Source organism: Arthrobacter sp. Ld5 (genome assembly GCF_051172775.1).
Taxonomy (GTDB): Bacteria; Actinomycetota; Actinomycetes; order Actinomycetales; family Micrococcaceae; genus Arthrobacter_D.
Window position 1 is genome coordinate 1 of the sequence record NZ_JBPKBO010000020.1, and the last position, 19,226, is coordinate 19,226.

Below are 19,226 nucleotides of genomic sequence, written 5' to 3' on the forward strand. Positions count from 1 at the left end.
GGTCGGGCGGGAGGCTAGGGCGGTCCGAGGTGCAGCCGCACGTCGGGGCCGAACTGCCGGACGGCGGGCCCGCCGGCGTCGTCGGGCACCCAGCGGACGGCGTCGGCGAGGGTTCCCACACCGAGGTCGGGGAAGGCGGGGGCGCCGTCACCGAGGATCAGCGGAGCGACGTAGCTGAACAGCTCGTCCACCACTCCGGCCCGGAGGAAGGCGGAGGCGATGCGTGGCCCTCCCTCGACGAGGACGTGCCGGACGCCCCGGGCGTGGAGGTCGCCGAGGGCCTCGTGGACGTCCCGCGTGTCGAGGTGGAGGAAGCCCTCGCCCCGCACGAGGGCGTCGTCGGGGACGGGGGTCCGCCCCAGGACGACCCGCAGTCCGGGGCGCCGTTCCGGTGACGCCGCCGCGGCGTTCCCGGCGTCGGACAGCGCGGTGTCTGGCAGCGCGGCGCCGCTGCGTGCGGTGAGGCGCGGATCGTCGGCGAGGACGGTCCCGGTGCCGACGAGGACGGCGTCGGCGAGGGCTCGGATCCGGTGGCCGTCAGCGCGGGCCTCGGCGCCCGTGATCCACTGGCTGGAGCTGTCCCGGGCCGCCACGCGCCCGTCGAGGGACTGCGCGGACTTCAGTGTGACGAAGGGGCGACCGGCGACGACGGACGCCGTCCACCGCCGGTTGAGGTGCCCCGCGCGGGCGGCCTCGAGGCCACCGACGCAGTCCACGCCGGCCTCCCGCAGCCGGCGGGCCCCGCCGGCTGCGGCACCGTTGACGTCGTCGGCCGCGTACACCACGCGGGCCACGCCGGCCTCGACGAGTGCCTCGCTGCACGGGCCGGTCCGGCCGGTGTGATTGCACGGCTCGAGGGTGACGACCATGGTGGCGCCGCGCGGGTCGGTGCCGCGCCGCCGGGCGTCCGCGAGGGCTGCGGGCTCCGCGTGCGGCGTGCCCGCCCCCCGGTGGTGCCCCTCCCCCAGGACGGTGCCGTCGGCGGAGAGCAGGACGGCGCCCACCAGGGGGTTGGCGCCGCGCACCCCCCGGCCGGCGAGGTCCAGGGCGTGCAGCATGGCGGACGCCTCCGCGGCGGTGGTCCGGGGGCTCGTCGTCGTGCTCATCGCAGAGTCGGATCCGGCAGGAGGGTCTCGATGCGCGGCTTCTCGGCGGCCTGGGCACGGGCCCAGACGAAGAACCCGACGAGGGTGAAGGCCCCGTAGAACAGGTACATGAAGGCGCTGGCGTAGTATCCCGCGCTGAACAGCAGGGGCACGCCGACGATGTCGACGGCGACCCACACGAGCCAGAACTCCACCCAGCCCTTGGCCATCCCGTAGGTGGCCAGGAGGGAGCCGACGAAGGTCCAGGCATCGGCCCACACGGGCTCGTAGGAGCCGAGCACGCGGAACAGGGGCGTCAGGGCGAAGGTGCCCACGATCATGAAGGAGACCATCCCGATGCGGGCCCTCGTCCCGGCCCAGCGGGGTTCGACGGCCTGGCCGCCCTGGTCACGGCCGGCCCGCCACCGGCGCCACCCGTAGATCGAGACGGCGATGAACATGACCTGCCGCCCGGCCTGCCCCAGCAGGTTGGCGGCGCTCGCGGCGCCGAAGAGGGATCCGAGGAAGACGGTGAGGAGCAGCACGTTGCCGACGATCCCGACCGGCCAGGCCCACACGCGCCGGCGCATGCCACCGAGGGCGCTGAGGAGACCGAAGACGTTGCCCATCACTTCGCGCAGCAGGAGGGAACCGTTGCCTACGGGGATGCGGGCTTCGAAGAGCCACTGCAGAAAATCCATGCCAATCCTTCACCGAGTCGACGGCTCCGGGCAACGGCAGCAGAAGGGACGCCCCGGCGCGGCGGCTGCCACGACAGGTGCCGCGGCCCGGCGACGGGCAGCGGTCAGTCCCTGCTGTTCGTGCTTCTCCCATCCAGACTTTGACTGTCGGTCCCGGAATTCCACCGGCTCAACCGCCGCCACCCCGCGGGTGCGGGACGTTGAGCGGGTCGCGGACTATCACCGCCGGTTCGGACTTACACCGACCCCGGAGCACGTACTCCGCCGATTATTTCACAGCCCGCCCGCGCTCCCCCGCCCATCGGTCACAATTCGTCCGACAGCGAAGCAGTACCGGTGCGTCCGTTCCGCCGCGTCCGTCCAGACGGTGTCCGTTCCGCCGACGTCCGTCCAGACGGTGTCCGTTCCGCCGCGTCCCCGGGATACAGCTGTGGCGGGTGCCATGAACCCGCACCCGCCACTGCTGCACTTCGAAGGAGGAGAGCCGGCGATCAGCCCTCGGCGGCCTTCGGCGTGGCATCTGGCTTGGGCGTGGCATCTGCCTTCGGTTTCGCGTCGACGCCGGCCTCCCGGCGCTGCTGTGCTGTGATCGGCGCCGGAGCCGCGGTCAGGGGATCGAACCCGCCACCGGACTTCGGGAACGCGATGACGTCGCGGATGGAATCCGTCCCCGCGAGGAGCGAGACCACCCGGTCCCAGCCCAGGGCGATGCCGCCGTGCGGGGGCGCCCCGTACTTGAAGCCCTCGAGCAGGAAGCCGAACTTCTCCTGCGCTTCCTCCCTGCTGATGCCCATGACCGCGAACACCCGCTCCTGCACGTCGCGCTGGTGGATACGGATCGATCCGCCGCCGAGCTCGTTGCCGTTGCACACGATGTCGTAGGCGTAGGCGACGGCGTTCTCCGGATCGGTGTCGAACGTGTCGAGGAACTCGGGCTTCGGGGAGGTGAAGGCGTGGTGGACCGCCGTCCACGCGCCGCCCCCGACGGCGACGTCGCCCGCGGCGACGGCGGCGGAGGCCGGCTCGAACATGGGCGCGTCGACGATCCACACGAAGGCCCAGTCGCCCTCGGAGATGAGTCCCGTGCGGCGGCCGATCTCGACCCGGGCGGCGCCGAGGATGGCGCGGGAGGACGCCCGGTCGCCGGCCGCGAAGAAGATGCAGTCGCCGGGATTCGCCCCGGTGGCGCCGGCCAGGCCCTCGCGTTCGGCGTCGGTGAGGTTCTTGGCGACGGGGCCGCGGAGGCTGCCGTCGTCGTCGATGAGGACGTAGGCGAGGCCCTTCGCGCCGCGCTGCTTCGCCCACTCCTGCCACGCGTCCAGCTGCCGGCGCGGCTGCGACGCGCCGCCGGGCATGACGACGGCACCCACGTAAGGGGCCTTGAAGACGCCGAAGCCGGTGTCCTTGAAGAACTCGGTCAGCTCCGTGAGCTCGAGCCCGAAGCGGAGGTCCGGCTTGTCCGACCCGTACTTGGCCATCGCCTCGGCGTACGTCATGCGGCGGATCGGCAGGGGGATCTCGACGTCGATCAGCTTCCAGAGCGCGGCGACGAGCTGCTCGCCGAGGGCGATGATGTCGTCCTCCTCCACAAAGCTGGCCTCGATGTCGAGCTGGGTGAACTCGGGCTGGCGGTCCGCCCGGAAGTCCTCGTCCCGGTAGCAGCGGGCCAGCTGGTAGTACTTCTCGAACCCGCCGACCTGCAGGAGCTGCTTGAACAGCTGCGGGGACTGCGGAAGGGCGTACCAGGAGCCGGGGGCCAGGCGCGCGGGCACCAGGAAGTCGCGGGCACCCTCGGGCGTGGAACGCGTCAGGGTGGGGGTCTCGATCTCGACGAACCCGTCCGCGTGCAGGAGTTCGCGGGCGATCCGGCTGGCCTCGGACCGGAGGCGCAGGTTCGCCTGGGGGCCGGGGCGTCGGAGGTCGAGGTAGCGGTGGCGCAGCCGCGCCTCCTCGCCCACCTCGACGTGCTCGTCGATCTGGAACGGCAGGGGGTCCGAGGTGTTGAGGATGGTCACGGTGTCCGCGATGACCTCGATCGCACCGGTGGGCAGGGCCGGGTTCTCGTTGCCCTCGGGGCGCTGCTGGACCTCGCCGACGATCTGCAGGACGTACTCGTTGCGCAGGCTCGAGAAGACGTCCTCCTCGCGGACGACGACCTGCGCGACCCCGGAGGCGTCCCGGAGATCGAGGAACGCGACGCCGCCGTGATCGCGGCGACGGGCGACCCATCCCGCCAGGGTGACCGTTTGTCCTACGTGCTCGGGCCGAAGCGAGCCGAGTTCATGCGTGCGGAGCACAGCATTCCTTCCCACAGATACGTTCGATGAGTCGCAGGCGAGCTCGCCTGCCTAGAGTTGATGCAAACCGGTCCAACTTTACCGGTCCGGTCCCGACCGGCCGGACAGCCACCCGGGACCGCCGCGTCGTGGGACCGTCCCGCTCAGGAATCGCGGCGTTCACGACGCGTCGGGCTCCGGATCCGCCGAGTTCCCCAGCCATCGAGGAGGACCATGACCCAGTCACCGGGACTGCGCCGCGTGATGGGCGGTTTCGATGCCACCACGGTCGGCGTCGGTGCGATGATCGGCGCCGGCGCCTTCGTGGTCTTCTCCCCCGCCAGTGCCTCGGCGGGCGCGCTGCTGCCCCTCGCAGTGGTCATCGCGGGCTTCGTGGCCTACTGCAACGCCGCCGCGACGGCCTCGCTCGCCGTCCACTACCCCTCGAGCGGCGGTACCTACCTGTACGGCAGGGAGCGGCTCGGTCCCTGGCCGGGGTTCCTCGCCGGATGGGGCTTCGTCACGGGCAAACTGGCATCCTGCGCGGCGATGGCCCTCACGTTCGGCCTGTACGCGGCACCGGGGGCGGAGAAGGCAGCCGCCGTGGCCGCCGTCGTCGGGCTGACGGTGGTGAATCTCCTCGGGGTCACGCGGACGGCCCTCGCGACGCGCGTGATCGTCGCGCTCGTCGTGCCCGTCCTGGCCTTCGTCGTGGTCGTGGCGTTCACCGCACCCGCGGCCCCCGCGACCGGGTCCGCCGCGCCCGGCGGGGTGGACGGCGTCCTGCAGGCTGCCGCCCTGCTCTTCTTCGCCTTCGCCGGCTACGCGCGCATCGCGACCATGGGCGAAGAGGTGCGGGACCCCCGCCGGAACATCCCGCGGGCGATCTTCGGCGCCCTCGGCTTCACCCTCGCGCTGTACCTGCTCCTGGCACTCTCGCTCCTCCACGCCCTCGGTCCGGAGGCCCTCGCCGCGTCGACGGCGCCGCTGCTGGACGTCGTCGACGCGGCGGCACAGCCCGACGGCGCCGCCGGAGTGCTCGACACCGTGGTCGTCGCGGCGGCGGCGCTCGCGAGCCTCGGCGCCCTGCTCGCCCTGATCGCCGGCGTGGGCCGTACGAGCCTCGCGATGGCCCGCAACAGGGACCTCCCCCCGGTCCTCTCGCGCATCTCGACGCGGTTCGGGGTGCCGTGGGTGGCGGATGTCACGACCGCCGTCGTCGTGGTGGTCCTGCTGCTCGCCACGGACGTGCTGACCGTCGTCGGGTTCTCCAGCTTCGGGGTGCTCGTCTACTACGCAATCGCGAACGTCTCCGCGTTCACGCTCTCCGACCGGCAGTGGTACGCCCCGCGGTGGCTCAACGCGGTCGGGGCGGCAGCCTGCCTGGTGCTCGCCTTCACCCTGCCGGCGACGTCGGTGCTGACCATGCTCGGGGTGCTCGCCGCCGGGGTGGCGGTGCGGTTCGCGGTCCTGGCCCGTCGTCGGCGCCGAGCCTGACGAACCGTCCGGCACTCGCTCCGTGCGTGCACCCGGCGCGGCGGCCCAGACCCGGGGCAACGTCCCCGCCTCCGTGCGTGCACCCGGCGCGGCGGTGCAGACCCGGTGCAACGTTCCCCCGGGTTTGCACTCCCGCCGCGGCGGTCCGCACCGCAAGGGCCGCGTCAGGCCCGGGCGACGACGGGTCGGAGGTCGTCCGCCGGCGGCGTCCAGGACGACGGGTCCGCCGGCACCTGGTCACCCGACCGGATGTCCTTCACCTCGTGCGTGCCGTCCGTCGAGGTGAACCACACGAACGGGATGCCCCGGCGATCGGCGAACTTGATCTGCTTCCCGAACTTCTCGGCCGTCGCGGCCACCTCGGCGGAGATGCCGCGGCTCCGGAGTGCCGTCGCGACGTCCTGGGCCTGCGACCAGGCGTCGTCGTCCGCGAGCGTCACCAGAACCGCCGTCGGCACCGCACGCGATACGGTTGCGAAGCCCTGGCTGAGGATCCGCGAGACGATCCGGGTGACCCCGATGGACAGCCCGACGCCGGGGAACGTGCGGTTGCCCTTGCGCGCGAGCGAGTCGTAGCGCCCGCCGGAGCAGATGGAGCCGAGCCCCTCGTGCCCGTCGAGCACCGTCTCGTAGACGGTGCCCGTGTAGTAGTCGAGCCCGCGGGCGATGCTGAGGTCCGCGACCACCCGGCCTGGCGCACGCCGCGACGCCTCCCCCACGACCTGCCGGAGCTCCTCGAGCCCTTCCTCGAGCAGCTCGTTCGTGACGCCGAGCCCACGGACACGCTCCACGAAGGACGTGTCCGCGGTGCGGATCCCGGCGAGGTCGAGGGCGAGACGCACCTGCTCCTCGTTCGCTCCGACCTCGTCGCGCAGCAGCGCGCCGACCTTCTCTGGTCCGATCTTCTCGAGCTTGTCGATGCTGCGCAGCACCGCCGCCGTGTCCTCGAGCCCGATCGCGCGGTAGAACCCCTCCGCGAGCTTGCGGTTGTTGACGCGCAGGGTGAAGTCGGGGATCGGGAGGGCACCGAGGGCCTCGACGACGGCGAGGGCCAGTTCGACGTCGTACCGGAACGGCAGCGACCCGTCGCCGACGACGTCGATGTCCGCCTGCGTGAACTCGCGGGCACGGCCCTCCTGCGGACGCTCGCCACGCCAGCACTTCTGGATCTGGAACCGGCGGAAGGGGAAGGCGAGGTGGCCTGCGTTCTCGACGACATAGCGTGCAAACGGCACGGTGAGGTCGTAGTGGAGGGCCAGGCCGCTCTCCGAGGCGGACGCCTCATCGGCCTGCAGGCGGGAGACGGCGTACACCTCCTTGTCGATCTCACCCTTGCGCAGCAGATGGTCCACGGTCTCGACGGCGCGTGTCTCGATGCTGGAGAACCCGTGCAGCTCGAACGTGCGCTGCAGCACCTCGAGCACGTGGAGCTCGATCAGGCGCTCCTCGGGGAGCCATTCGGGAAAGCCTGACAGTGATGCCTTGCGGGCCATTGGGGGGATCTCCTCGTGCGCGGGTTGTCCGGTCGTCGTCCCGACATCGGGCGATCCGGTTCTGCGGCCTCAATCCTAGGTGCCGGTCGGCCTCCGCGGGAAAAGCCCGGACCGGACGGCGGCCGGTGCAGCCCCGTGCGCCTGCCTCCGGCCATGCCGCGGAACGCAGGCCAATGGGTAAAGTAGCCTCAGGGCAGGTTCCCGGTAGCGAGGTCGGGGCGGGGTGCGGAGCGAGATCGGCCGGAAGGCGCGTCCCGCCGTTCCCCGTCGGCACGAGCGATAGACTCCGAGACCCTGCACGACATGGCCCTGGCGCGGTTCACGGCCATCCGACGAGCGAAAGACTTCTAGCGGTGACAGACAGTCAGCAATCCGACGACACGACCATCGGCCAGGACCCGCAGCAGGACGCTGCGGCAGGCGACGGCGCCAGCGCAGCATCCGTGACGGCAGAGACCGCCGCAGCCGAGGACTCGGCAGCGGTACCCGCCGACGGGACCCCGGCCGACCACGCCGAGGCAGACGTTCCTCCCGCGTCGGCAGAGCAGACCGCACCCGCGGACGCCGCCCCGGCAGAGCAGACCGCACCCGCGGACGCCGCCCCGGCAGAGCAGACCGCACCCGCGGACGCCGCCCCGGCAGAGCAGGCCGCACCCGCGGACGCCGCCCCGGCCGGGGACACTCCGTCCGCCGCCGAGGCAGCGCCGCTCGGCAGCCCGTCGCCGCAGGCGGCCGCGCCCCGCCCGCCGCTTCCCACGACGATGGCCCCGCGCCCGCTGAAGAAGGCCAAGACGCCGGTGGCAGCCCCTGTCGCGCACAGCACGCCGCTGGCCGAGGCCGCCCGGTTCGCGCGCGTCGAGGAGGACGGCCACGTCTTCCTGCTCGTCGACGGCGAGGAGCACCCGGTAGGCCAGTACCCGGATGCCACGCGCGAGGAGGCACTCGCCTACTTCGTGCGCAAGTTCGACGACATCGTCAGCCAGGTGGCGCTGCTCGAACAGCGGGTCCAGGCCAAGGCTCCGGCCTCGGACATGGCCAAGACCGCCAAGCACCTGCGCTCGCAGGTCGGCGAACGCAAGGTGGTCGGCGACGTCGTCGCCCTCGAGGCCCGGATCGACGCCCTGCTCGGGGCCATCGCGGGGCTCGAGAAGGCCGAACGGGCCGTCCAGGACGAGCTGAAGGCGAAGGAGCTCGCGGCGCGCGAGGCCATCGTGGCGGAGGCGGAGGAACTTGCCGGCCGCGACCCCTCCACCGTGCAGTGGAAGGCCAGCAGCACCCGGATGAACGAGCTGTTCGAGCTCTGGAAGGCCGCCCAGAAGAACGGCCCGAGGCTCGGCCGCGGCACGGAGGACGCGCTCTGGAAGCGCTTCCGCTCCGCCCGCACCGTCTTCGACCGCCACCGCCGCGCCTACTTCTCCCAGCTGGACAGCGACAACGCCGAGGCCAAGCAGGCCAAGGAGGCCCTGATCAAGCGGGCCGAGCAGCTGTCCGGCTCGACGGACTGGGGCCACACCGCGGCCGAGTACCGGCACCTGATGGACGAGTGGAAGGCCTCCAAGCGGGCCAGCCGCAAGGACGACGACGCCCTGTGGGCCCGCTTCCGCGCCGCCCAGGACCGGTTCTTCGAGGCCCGCAAGGCGGCCAACGAAGCCGTCGACGAGGAGTACGCGGGCAATCTGGTGGCCAAGGAGGCCCTGTTGCGGGAGGCCCAGCAGATCCTGCCGATCAGGGATCTCGCCGCGGCGAAGAAGGCCCTGCAGTCCGTCCGCGACCGGTGGGACGAGGCCGGCAAGGTCCCGCGCGCCGACATGGGCCGCATCGACGCCGGCCTCCGCAAGGTGGAGGACGCCGTCAAGGCCGCCGACGACGAGCACTGGACCAGGACGAATCCCGAGACGAAGGCGCGCACCAACAGTGCCCTGAGCCAGCTCGAAGCGACCATCGCCCAGCTCAAGCAGGACCTCGCCGCCGCCGAGCGCGACGGTGACGCCAAGAAGATCGCCACGGCCCGCGAGGCGCTGGCCGCCCGGGAGCAGTGGCTCGACATGCTGCAGAGATCGGCCCAGGACTTCTCCTAGCGGCGCACGCGGCGGAAGCCCTCCGGCACCCTTGTCCACATGGGCGCCGGAGGGCTTTTCCGTGGGCTGCGCGATCCCCATGCTGAGGGGATGGCTCCCCTGCACACCCCCTCGGCCGCAGCTCCTCCCGAACGCTACCCGGGGGCGTTGCACCCTCCCGTCACCTCGACCGGCGGCGTGCTCTTCCACGCCGGCGACATCTTCGGCGCGGCGGAGCTGCAGGCCATGCGCCTCGAGGGCCTGGTGCGCCTCGTCTTCGGCGGTTCCTACCTCAGGAGCGACGTCCGCGAGAACCCCGCCATCCGTTCGCAGGCCGCGGCCAGGAGCATCCCGCAGTCGGTGCGGCCCCGCGTGGCACTGGGCCGGTCCTGTGCGGCCTGGGTGTACGGGTGCGCCGCGCCTCCCGCCGTGGTCAGCCTCGTGACGGACCACCGGCGCCGGACCACGGCGCTGCCGCCCTTCAGCGCCGCCGTCATGCACCAGGTGGCCCTCGGCCCGTTCGACGTGAACAGGGTCGGCGGGGTGGCCGTGACCACACCGCTTCGCACGGCCCTGGACATCGCGGTGCACGGCGAGGACCGTGACGCGGTGGACATCCTGCGCGCGATCGGCCGCGACCGCGACCTGGGCTGCCCGCTCCGCCTCGTGGAGGCGGCGCTCGTCAACGCCTCCCGGGTGCCCGGGAAGACACGCGCCCTGTCGAGGGTGCGGACCGCCCGGCGGCCGGCGGACCGGACACGATGAGCCGGCGCGCACCGACCGCCGTCCGGCCCCCGCCGTCAGGGCCGGCGCTGCGAGCCGGTGGTCCGGTAGACGTCGAACACGCCGTCGATGCGCCGGACGGCGCTGAGGACGTGGCTGAGGTACTTGGGGTCACCCATCTCGAACGCGAAGCGGGACATCGCCACCCGATCCGACGACGTGTTCACGTTGGCCGCGAGGATGTTCACGTGGTTCTCGGCGAGCACGCTCGTGACGTCGGAGAGCAGGCTCTTGCGGTCGAGGGCCTCGACCTGGATCTCCACCAGGAACACGCTCGACTGCGTGGGAGCCCAGTCAACAGGGACGATGCGATCCGGCTGGTCGCGCAACTCCTGCACGTTCCGGCAGTCGTTGCGGTGCACCGAGACGCCCGAGCCGCGGGTGACGAACCCGATGATGGGATCCGGCGGCACGGGGGTGCAGCAGCGGGCCAGCTTCACCCAGACGTCGCCGACGCCGCGGACGGTCACACCGGAGTCGGAGAACTTCGGGCGCCGGGGCTGCGCCGGCACCACGGTCTCGGCGATGCTCTCCTCCGCGCCCTCGTGCCCGCCCATGAGAGCCACGAGGTGCTCGATCACGTTCTGGGCGGAAGTGTGGCCGTCCCCGACGGCGGCGTACAGCGCCGAGATGTCCTGGTGGTGCAGTTCCTCCGCCACGGTCATCAGGGCGGTGTGCGTCATCATGCGCTGCAGGGGCAGGTTCTGCTTGCGCATGGCGCGCGTGAGCAGGTCCTTGCCCTTGTCCACGGCTTCCTCGCGCCGCTCCTTCGTGAACCACTGCCGGATCTTGTTGCGTGCGCGCGGGCTCTTGACGAAGCCCTGCCAGTCCTGGCTCGGGCCTGCCCCCTCGGCCTTCGAGGTGAAGATCTCCACCGAGTCACCGTGGTTGAGGGTGCTGTTGAGGGGCACGAGCTTCCCGTTGACCCTCGCCCCGATGGTCCGGTGACCCACCTCGGTATGGACGGCGTAGGCGAAGTCCACCGGCGTCGACCCGGCCGGCAGCGCCATCACCTCGCCCTTGGGCGTGAAGACGAAGACCTCCGCGGCGTTGATCTCGAACCGCAGGGAGTCGAGGAACTCGTTCGGGTCCGAGGTCTCCTGCTGCCAGTCCACGAGGCTGCGCAGCCACCCCATGTCCCCGCCGTCCTGCGCCTCGAGCTGCCGGCCGCCGCTCTTGTACTTCCAGTGGGCGGCGACGCCGTACTCGGCGCGCCGGTGCATGTCGTGGGTCCTGATCTGGATCTCGACGGGCTTGCCGCCCGGACCGATCACGGTGGTGTGCAGCGACTGGTACATGTTGAACTTCGGCATCGCGATGTAGTCCTTGAACCGCCCCGGCAGGGGGTTCCAGCGCGAATGCAGGGAGCCGAGGGTCGCGTAGCAGTCCCGGACGCTGTCCACCAGGACGCGCACACCCATCAGGTCGTGGATGTCGTCGAAGTCCTTACCGCGGACGATCATCTTCTGGTAGATGGAGTAGTAGTGCTTGGGCCGCCCCGTGATCGTCGCCTTGATCTTGACGGTCCGCAGGTCCTCCTCGATCTGGTTCCGGACGAGGCTGAGGTGCTTCTCGCGCTCGGGGGTCCTGTCCCCCACCATGCGGACGATCTCCTCGTACACCTTGGGGTGCAGGGCCGCGAAGGACAGGTCCTCGAGTTCCCACTTGATGGTGTTCATGCCCAGCCGGTGGGCGAGCGGGGCGAAGATCTCGAGGGTCTCCCGGGCCTTCTTGGCGGAGGAGGCGGGCGAGACGAAGCGCCACGTGCGGGCGTTGTGCAGCCGGTCGGCGAGCTTGATGACGAGGACCCGGATGTCCTTCGCCATGGCGACGACCATCTTCCGCACGGTCTCGGCCTGCGCGGCGTCGCCGAAGGAGACCTTGTCGAGCTTGGTCACGCCGTCGACGAGCATGGCCACCTCGGGCCCGAAATCGCGCTTGAGCTCCTCGAGGGTGTAGGAGGTGTCCTCGACGGTGTCGTGCAGCAGCGCCGCCGCGAGCGTGGTGCCGGTCATGCCGAGCTCGGCCAGGATGGTGGCGACGGCGACCGGGTGCGTGATGTACGGGTCGCCGCTCTTGCGGGTCTGCCCCTCGTGGCTGCGCTCGGCGACGAGGTAGGCCCGCTGGATGAGGTCGAGATCCTCCTTGGGGTTGTTCGCCCGCACGGTCCGCAGGAGCGGCTCGAGCACGGGCGAGTAGCCGGAGGAGCCGCGGCCGGTCAGCCGGGCGATACGCGCGCGGGTCCGTCCGCGCCGGCCGGGGGCCACCTGGTCGGCGCTCGCCGCGGACGGCGCCGAGCCCGGCGTCTCGGGCTGCACGACGCCGCGGGACGCTGCGGGGCGCGCGGCATCGGTGGCGATCGGGCCCTGCCCACCCGCCACGGGCGCGGCCGGGCCGCCGTCGGGCCCTGCCGTGGGCTTACCCGCTTCAGCCATGTGCCATCCCTCAATCTCGATCCCGGGCCCGTGGAGGGCCCGCGATACCACCGGTCGTGCGACGGTCCAATTCTAGCCGTGCGGAGAACGCCGCCGGCCGCAGGGAACCCGGACGGGTTGCCTGCGGCCGGCGGTGCTATGGCCCATGGGTCGCTCAGGCGGGATGCGCTGCGAGGGAGCGCCGGGCGAGCACCTTCTCCTCCTGCTTCTTCAGCTCGGGTTCGTTGAGCCGGAGCGCGGCGTAGAGGGGCGCGGCGATGAAGATGGTGCCGAGCGTGCCGAGGATGATGCCGATGAACAGGGCCAGGGACAGGTCCTGGAGGGTACCGGCGCCCAGGAGGAAGGCGCCGATGAACAGGATCGAGGCGACCGGGAGGATCGCGACGACGGAGGTGTTGATGGACCGCACGAGCGTCTGGTTCACCGCGAGGTTGACCTGTTCGGCGAACGTGCGCTCGGTGGAGGTCTTCATGTCGGAGGTGTTCTCGCGGATCTTGTCGAACACCACCACGGTGTCGTAGAGGGCGTAGCTCAGGATCGTCAGGAAGCCGATGATGGCTGACGGCGTGACCTCGAAGTTGCTCAGCGAGTAGAGCCCGGCGGTGACGACCATGACCACCACCAGGGCGGCCATCGCGGCGAGGGCCATCTTCCAGGTGCGGAAGTAGACCGCCATGAGGATCGCGGCGAGGAGGACGAACACCCCGAACCCGAGAAGGGCCTGCCGGCTGACGTCCTCACCCCAGGTGGGGCCCACGAAGCTCGAGGTGACCTGGTCCTCGCCCACGCCGTACCCGCTCGCCAGGCTGTCGCGCACGCTCAGCGTCTGGTCGTCCGAGAGGCGCTCCGTCTGGACGCGCATGGTGTCGCCCGCGATGTTGGTGACCCGCGGCACGGCCTCGGGGACGACGTCGGTCACGGCCCGTTCGCCGATCGCGGGATCCGTGTCCTGCGCGGAGGACACGGTGAACTCCGAGCCGCCCCGGAAGTCGATGCCGAGGTTGAAGCCGCCCTTGACGACGGGGATGATGATCGAGATCAGGAGGGCGATGCCGGCGATGAGGAACCAGAGGTTCCGCTTGGCGACGAAGGGGTAGGAGCGCTTCCCCGAGTACAGCTCGTTGCCGAAGGTGGCGAAGTTCGTGCGGCTCATTCGTTGGTCTCCTTCTGGGACGAACCGGTGCGGCCCGCGAGGGCCTTCTGCTGTTCCGCACGGCGACGCTCGGCGATGGTCAGGCGACGCTCGGCCTCGGCGGAGGCGCCCTTGTTCTTGGTCCGTGCGACGGCGACGGGCTTGACCGTGCCCTCGCCCGGCTGGCGGAGGCGCCCGGCACCGCGGTAGAGCGGGATGCCGCCGAGCCGGCTCGGGTCCAGGCCGGACCACGGGTGGCCCTCGCCGAAGAACTTCGTCCTCGCCAGGAGCCGGAGGACCGGGTGGGTGAAGAGGAAGACGACGATGAGGTCGGCGATCGCGGTGAGGCCGAGCGTGAACGCGAAACCACGGACGTTGCCGACGGCGACGAAGAAGAGCACGAGCGCGGCCAGCAGGTTCACGGCCTTGGAGGCGAGCACCGTGCGCTTGGCCCGCCGCCAGCCGTTCTCGACGGCGGAGACGAGGCCGCGCCCCTCGCGGAGCTCGTCGCGGATGCGTTCGAAGTAGACGATGAACGAGTCCGCGGTCTGGCCGATGGCGACGATCAGGCCGGCGACGCCGGCGAGCGAGAGACGGTAGTTCTCCGTCCAGCCGAGGATGCAGATGGCCAGGTAGGTGAGCACACCGGCGACGACGAGGGAGGCGATGGTGACCAGGCCGAGGAGCCGGTACTGGAACATCGAGTAGGCAGCGACGAGCAGGAGGCCGATGAGGCCGGCGATGAGCCCGAGGCGCAGCTGGTCGGCACCCAGGGTCGCGGAGATCTGCTGTTCGCTCTGGATCTCGAAGCTGATCGGCAGCGCTCCGTACTTCAGCTGCTCCGCGAGGGCCGCCGCGGATTCCTCCGTGAAGTTGCCGCTGATCTGGGGGTTGCCGTCGGGGATGACGGCGTTGGTGGTCGGGGCGGACACGATCCGGCCGTCGAGGACGATCGCGAACTGGTTGCGCGGGTCGCCCTCCCCGAGCGCGTAGAGGCGCTCGGTGACCTCGCGGAAGGTCTCGGTGCCCTCGTCGTTGAAGTCGATGTTCACGGCCCAGCTGTTGAGCGACTGGCCCCCCTGGCTGCGCTGCAGCCCGTAGCTGGCCGTGGTGATGTCGGTTCCGGGCACCTCCACGGGGCCGAGGATGTACTTGCCCTGGGTGTCCGGCTCGCACGCGACCATCGGCTCGTCGGCGGGCGCGGGCTCCTCGGCGGGCTCCAGCGCTGCCGGGTCGAGGCAGTCGAGGGCCTCGAACTCCTTGTACAGCTCGGGGGTGATCCAGTTGGGATCGCTCGCGTTCTGCGGCTCCGCGGCCGGCGTCGGGAGCTGGTCCTCCGGCGTGGGGGTCTCGGCCGGCGGCGCCTGCCCGGGTCCGCCGGCGAGGACCGGGCGGAACTCCATCTGCGCCGACGCCTGGATGAGGTCGCGCGTCTGTGCGTCGGGGGTGCCGGGCAGGGAGACGATCACGTTCTGGCCGGACTGCGTGCTGATCTCGGCTTCCGCGACACCGGATCCGTCGACGCGCTGGCGGATGATCTCCACCGCCTGGTCGAGCTGTTCGGGCGTGATCTCACTGCCGCCCTGGACCCGGGGGGCCAGGATCATCTGGGTGCCCCCCTCGAGGTCGAGGGCCAGGCGCGGGCTCCAGCTCGCGGTGCCCCAGTGGGCGCCCGCTCCCAGCAGGGTGGCGAGCAGTGCTGTCAGTACGCCCAGCCAGACGAGTGTCCGCTTGGCTGCCGTCCCGGGACCGGTACGAGGCATGGTGAGAAGTCCTTATGAAGTGGCGTGTCTGGTGCGCCGGTGGATCGTGGGGGTGCCGGTCCGGGGACCGGCACCCTACGGAATGCTAGTTGTCCGGGTCCGCTTTCGGGTCGCGGGCGTTGCGCGCGTCGCGGTTTTCCCGCTGCGCCTCCCGGTCCAGGCGCGCCAGGGTCTCCTCGGGCGTCTCGGCGCCCGAGGGGGACCCCGGGGTGCCGGCGACGCTGGAACCACCGGCGGGGCCGCGGTCGACGCCGTCGATGGAGGAGGCGTCGTCGGGCGCCACCACGCCGTCGAGGCCGGCGCGGTCCGCCGGTTCGACGACGGCGGCGTCCGTGTCCCCGGCGGCCACGGCGGGTTCCTGCTGGACCACCTTCGACAGCGCCTGGGTGTGGACCGTCGCGAAGTTCCCGGGCGACAGCTCGAGGACGGCCTTGTTGTTCTCCTGGTCGATCGAGACGATCGTGCCGAAGAGGCCGAACTGGGTCATGACCTCGGTACCGGGTTCCATCTGCGTCCGCATGTCCTTGACCTGCTGCTGCGCCTTCCGCTGCCGGCGGAACATGGTGAAGATGAGGAAGGCCAGGGCCAGCGGGAGCAGCAGATTGAAGATGTCGAAGCCTCCGGACTGACCGGTGGTGGGCTGGGCGACTACATGTGCAAGCACTGGGGATCCGTTCCTGGGGATGGGGTGTGGGTGGCAGGACTGTGCCGCGGCACACATCGTGAGACACCAGTGTAGAGCGGTTTCCTGAGCGTCCCCGTGTCAGGAGTCCGGCTGCGCCCAGCTGTCGGCGTCCGCCTCCGCGTCCAGGAGGTCCTCGGGGGTCACGGAGAAGAGGTCCTCGGGCATCGCCGCGGCCACGGTGGCGGGCATCTCGATCCCCAGGTGCCGCCATGCGGCGGCCGTCGCGATCCGGCCTCGCGGCGTACGCCCCAGCATGCCTTCGCGGACCAGGTAGGGCTCGGCGACGGTCTCGACCGTCTCCGGTTCCTCGCCGACGGCGATCGCCAGGGTCGACAGGCCCACGGGCCCGCCGTTGAACTTGGTGATGAGCGCGGTGAGCACCGAGCGGTCCAGCCGGTCCAGTCCCCGCGCGTCCACCTCGTACATGTCCAGTGCCGCTCCCGCGGACCGGGCGTCGATGAGGTCGACGCCGTGCACCAGCGCCCAGTCCCGGACGCGCCGGAGCAGGCGGTTGGAGATACGCGGGGTACCCCGGGACCGGCCGGCGATCTCGGCGAACGCGGCCGAGTTGACCTTCATGTCCATGAGCATGGCCGAGCGGCGGAGCACCAGCTCGAGCTCCTCGGTGGAGTAGAACTCGAGGTGCCCGGTGAAGCCGAACCGGTCGCGGAGCGGGCCGGGCAGCAGCCCCGCGCGCGTCGTCGCGCCGACGAGGGTGAAGGGCGGCAGTTCGAGCGGGATCGCCGTGGCCCCGGGCCCCTTGCCGACGATGATGTCGACGCGGAAGTCCTCCATGGCCATGTAGAGCATCTCCTCGGCGGGCCGGGACATGCGGTGGATCTCGTCGAGGAAGAGCACCTCGCCCTCGGTGAGGGAGGAGAGGATGGCGGCGAGGTCGCCGGCGTGCTGGATGGCGGGCCCGGACGTGATGCGCAGCGGCGCGTTCATCTCCGCCGCGATGATCATGGCGAGCGTGGTCTTGCCGAGGCCGGGAGGCCCGGACAGGAGCACGTGGTCCGCGCTGCGGCCCCGCAGGCGGGATGCCTCCAGGACCAGCGAGAGCTGACGGCGCACGCGCTTCTGGCCCACGAAGTCGTCGAGGTTCTTCGGCCGGAGCGCCGCCTCGACGGCACGGTCCTCGGGATCGGCGGCCGGCGCGACGAGCGGCGCCTCCTCCTGCTGCTTGTCGGTCATGTGCCCACCTTCGTCCGGGCCGAGCTGCGGGCACCGTCCTGGCCGAGCCGGCGCAGCGTGAGTTTCAGGATCTGGCCCACGTCACCGGTCGCGGCGACCTCGGGCGCTTCCTCGACGGCGGCGTCGATCGCCGCGCCGGCGTCCTTCTCGGACCAGCCGAGGCCCATCATGGCGGTGAGGACCTGGCCCTGCCAGGTCTGCTTGGGCACGCCGGGCTTCGCGTCGAGCGGGACCAGCTTGCCGGCGAGCTCGAGCACGATCCGGCGGGCGCCCTTGGGCCCGATGCCCGACACCTTGCTGAACGCCTTGTCGTCGCCCGCGGCCGCGGCGATGCGGATGGCGTCGGGCGTGTGGACGGCGAGGACGGCGAGGGCCAGGCGGGGCCCGACGCCGCTGACCGCCAGGAGCGTCTCGAAGACCTCGCGCTGGTCGGCGTCCTCGAAGCCGAAGAGTGTCATCGAGTCCTCGCGGACGATCATGGCCGTGGCGATCGTGGCCTGCTCCCCCACGCGGAGCCCGGCGAGGGTCTGGGGGGTGGCCTGGACCTGCATACCGAAGCCGTTGACGTCGAGGACGGCGGAGTGCAGGCCCACGTGGGTCACTGTTCCGCGGAGGGAACTGATCATGAAGGGCTCCAAGGGCACTTGCGGGGCGGGACCGCCGGGCGTCCACCCGGCGTCGAACATACGTTCTAATGCACTACGGTACCGGCGTCCCGCGAAGCGCACGAGTCGCCACACCGCGGGCCGTCCGGTCAGCGGCGCCGGGCACGGGCCTCCGCCTCGGCCCAGAGGCGCTGCGCGGGGGTCAGCAGCGCACCCGCCGCCGCGGCGGCCGCACCCTGCGTCCCCACTCCCCGGCGCCACGCGTGCGTGATGGCCAGGGCCAGGGCGTCGGCGGCGTCGGCGGGCCGGGGCGGCGTGTCGAGGCGCAGGATCTTCGTCACCATCTTCGTGACCGCGACCTTGTCCGCCTGCCCGTTGCCGGTGACGGCGGCCTTCACCTCGGTGGGCGTGTGCAGGGCCACCGGGACGCCGCGGCGCGCGGCGGACACGATGACGACGCCGGAGGCCTGCGCCGTGCCCATCATGGTGCTGATGTTGGTCCCGCTGAACACGCGTTCGACGGCGAGGGCCTGCGGCTCGTGCAGGTCCAGCCACGTGTCGACGGCCTCCGCGATGACCAGCAGCCGCTGGTCGAGGCTCTGGCCGGCGTCGGTGCCGACCACGCCCACGGCCACGAGGGTGGAGCGCCGGTTCGGTTCGATGTCGACGACGGCGAGCCCGCAGCGCGTCAGCCCGGGATCGACGCCCATCACACGGAAGGTCACGGGGCTACCCCACGCCCGGGGCGGGGACGGGCGATGTCAGTCGTCGTTCTCGAGCTCGGCGAGGACCTCGTCCGGGAGGTGCGCGTTCGAGTAGACGTTCTGGACGTCGTCGAGCTCCTCGAGGGCGTCCACGAGCTTGAGGAACTTCCGCGCTCCGTCGGCGTCCAGGTCCACCTGCATGGACGGCACGAACTCGACGTCGTCGGTCTCGTACTCGATGCTGCTCTCGTCGAGCGCCGCGACCACGGCCCGCAGATCCTGCGGCTCGGAGACGATCTCGAACGTCTCGGCCGACTCCTTGACCTCGTCGGCGCCGGCGTCGAGGACGGACATCAGCAGCTCGTCCTCGGTGAGGTCCTTCTTCGGCAGCGTGACGACACCCTTGCGCGCGAACAGGTACGCGACGGAGCCGGGATCGGCGACGGTGCCGCCGTTGCGGGAGATGCCGAGGCGCACCTCGGAGGCCGCGCGGTTCTTGTTGTCCGTGAGGCACTCGATCAGCAGCGCCGAGCCCTGGGGTCCGCGGGCCTCGTACATGATGGTCTGGTAGTCGACGGCCTCGCCGAGCAGCCCCGCCCCGCGCTTGACGGCGCGGTTGATGTTGTCGATCGGGACGGAGGTCTTCTTGGCCTTCGAGACGGCCAGTTCGAGACCCGGGTTACCGGCGACGTCGGCGCCGCCGGCCCGTGCCGCGACCTCGATGTTCTTGATCAGCTTCGCGAAGGACTTCGCGCGCTTGGCGTCGATCGCGGCCTTCTTGTGCTTCGTTGTTGCCCACTTGGAGTGCCCCGACAT

Annotated in this window: 15 protein-coding genes and 1 riboswitch; of the genes, 3 read left to right on the top strand and 12 right to left on the bottom strand. The window is 71.4% G+C overall.

Features of this window, described 5'->3' with window-relative positions; translation table 11 throughout:
* Window positions 1-14 precede the first annotated feature (14 nt).
* From ribD to aspS, 3 genes are all read right to left on the bottom strand, one after another.
* Entirely contained in the window at window positions 15-1,106 is a 1,092-nt protein-coding gene (gene ribD / locus ACSGDB_RS09980; protein ID WP_434994494.1) for a bifunctional diaminohydroxyphosphoribosylaminopyrimidine deaminase/5-amino-6-(5-phosphoribosylamino)uracil reductase RibD, read from the bottom strand.
* Window positions 1,103-1,786 carry a nicotinamide riboside transporter PnuC gene (gene pnuC / locus ACSGDB_RS09985; protein WP_434994496.1) on the bottom strand — a complete coding sequence of 228 codons (684 nt, stop codon included), beginning with the start codon at window positions 1,784-1,786 and terminating at the stop codon, window positions 1,103-1,105. Before pnuC ends, ribD begins: the two co-directional genes overlap by 4 nt.
* Window positions 1,787-1,903: 117 nt before the next feature.
* A riboswitch (FMN riboswitch) is annotated at window positions 1,904-2,045 on the bottom strand.
* Between the two features lie 232 nt (window positions 2,046-2,277).
* Window positions 2,278-4,083 carry an aspartate--tRNA ligase gene (aspS, locus tag ACSGDB_RS09990; protein WP_434994498.1) on the bottom strand — a complete coding sequence of 602 codons (1,806 nt, stop codon included), beginning with the start codon at window positions 4,081-4,083 and terminating at the stop codon, window positions 2,278-2,280.
* 213 nt (window positions 4,084-4,296) lie between these two features.
* Here aspS and ACSGDB_RS09995 point away from each other — a divergent pair, with 213 nt between their 5' ends.
* A complete protein-coding gene (locus ACSGDB_RS09995; RefSeq protein ID WP_434994499.1) occupies window positions 4,297-5,559 on the top strand; it encodes an APC family permease in 1,263 nt (420 codons plus the stop codon).
* A gap of 164 nt (window positions 5,560-5,723) precedes the next feature.
* Here ACSGDB_RS09995 and hisS read toward each other — a convergent pair whose 3' ends face one another.
* Complete coding sequence (gene hisS, locus ACSGDB_RS10000; protein WP_434994500.1) at window positions 5,724-7,052, bottom strand: histidine--tRNA ligase; 1,329 nt, start codon at window positions 7,050-7,052, stop codon at window positions 5,724-5,726.
* A gap of 353 nt (window positions 7,053-7,405) precedes the next feature.
* Here hisS and ACSGDB_RS10005 point away from each other — a divergent pair, with 353 nt between their 5' ends.
* Together ACSGDB_RS10005 and ACSGDB_RS10010 are read left to right on the top strand one after the other, a co-directional pair.
* Complete coding sequence (locus ACSGDB_RS10005) at window positions 7,406-9,130, top strand: DUF349 domain-containing protein (protein ID WP_434994501.1); 1,725 nt, start codon at window positions 7,406-7,408, stop codon at window positions 9,128-9,130.
* A gap of 90 nt (window positions 9,131-9,220) precedes the next feature.
* Window positions 9,221-9,874 (top strand): hypothetical protein, encoded by a 654-nt coding sequence (locus ACSGDB_RS10010; RefSeq protein ID WP_434994502.1) that lies wholly within the window; start codon window positions 9,221-9,223, stop codon window positions 9,872-9,874.
* Window positions 9,875-9,909: 35 nt separating this feature from the next.
* On the opposite strand, the gene ACSGDB_RS10015 is transcribed toward ACSGDB_RS10010, so the two are convergent.
* The 8 genes from ACSGDB_RS10015 to ACSGDB_RS10050 all read right to left on the bottom strand — a co-directional run bounded on the left by ACSGDB_RS10015 (window position 9,910) and on the right by ACSGDB_RS10050 (window position 19,226).
* The gene (locus tag ACSGDB_RS10015; protein ID WP_434994503.1) at window positions 9,910-12,327 is read right to left on the bottom strand and encodes a RelA/SpoT family protein; all 2,418 of its coding nucleotides are present in this window, start codon (window positions 12,325-12,327) and stop codon (window positions 9,910-9,912) included.
* A 154-nt stretch (window positions 12,328-12,481) separates the two neighbouring features.
* The gene (secF, locus tag ACSGDB_RS10020; protein ID WP_434994504.1) at window positions 12,482-13,480 is read right to left on the bottom strand and encodes a protein translocase subunit SecF; all 999 of its coding nucleotides are present in this window, start codon (window positions 13,478-13,480) and stop codon (window positions 12,482-12,484) included.
* Window positions 13,477-15,222: a protein translocase subunit SecD gene (secD, locus tag ACSGDB_RS10025; protein ID WP_434994505.1), complete on the bottom strand. Its 1,746-nt coding sequence runs from the start codon at window positions 15,220-15,222 to the stop codon at window positions 13,477-13,479. Before secD ends, secF begins: the two co-directional genes overlap by 4 nt.
* Before the next feature lie 85 nt (window positions 15,223-15,307).
* Window positions 15,308-15,886, bottom strand: coding sequence for a preprotein translocase subunit YajC (gene yajC / locus ACSGDB_RS10030; RefSeq protein WP_434994506.1), 579 nt, complete (start codon window positions 15,884-15,886; stop codon window positions 15,308-15,310).
* A 99-nt stretch (window positions 15,887-15,985) separates the two neighbouring features.
* A complete protein-coding gene (gene ruvB, locus ACSGDB_RS10035; RefSeq protein WP_434994507.1) occupies window positions 15,986-17,101 on the bottom strand; it encodes a Holliday junction branch migration DNA helicase RuvB in 1,116 nt (371 codons plus the stop codon).
* Window positions 17,098-17,727, bottom strand: coding sequence for a Holliday junction branch migration protein RuvA (ruvA, locus tag ACSGDB_RS10040; RefSeq protein WP_434994508.1), 630 nt, complete (start codon window positions 17,725-17,727; stop codon window positions 17,098-17,100). The genes ruvB and ruvA overlap by 4 nt, the downstream gene beginning before the upstream one ends.
* A 128-nt stretch (window positions 17,728-17,855) precedes the next feature.
* Window positions 17,856-18,431 (bottom strand): crossover junction endodeoxyribonuclease RuvC, encoded by a 576-nt coding sequence (ruvC, locus tag ACSGDB_RS10045; RefSeq protein ID WP_434994510.1) that lies wholly within the window; start codon window positions 18,429-18,431, stop codon window positions 17,856-17,858.
* A gap of 36 nt (window positions 18,432-18,467) precedes the next feature.
* The gene (locus tag ACSGDB_RS10050; RefSeq protein ID WP_434994512.1) at window positions 18,468-19,226 is read right to left on the bottom strand and encodes a YebC/PmpR family DNA-binding transcriptional regulator; all 759 of its coding nucleotides are present in this window, start codon (window positions 19,224-19,226) and stop codon (window positions 18,468-18,470) included.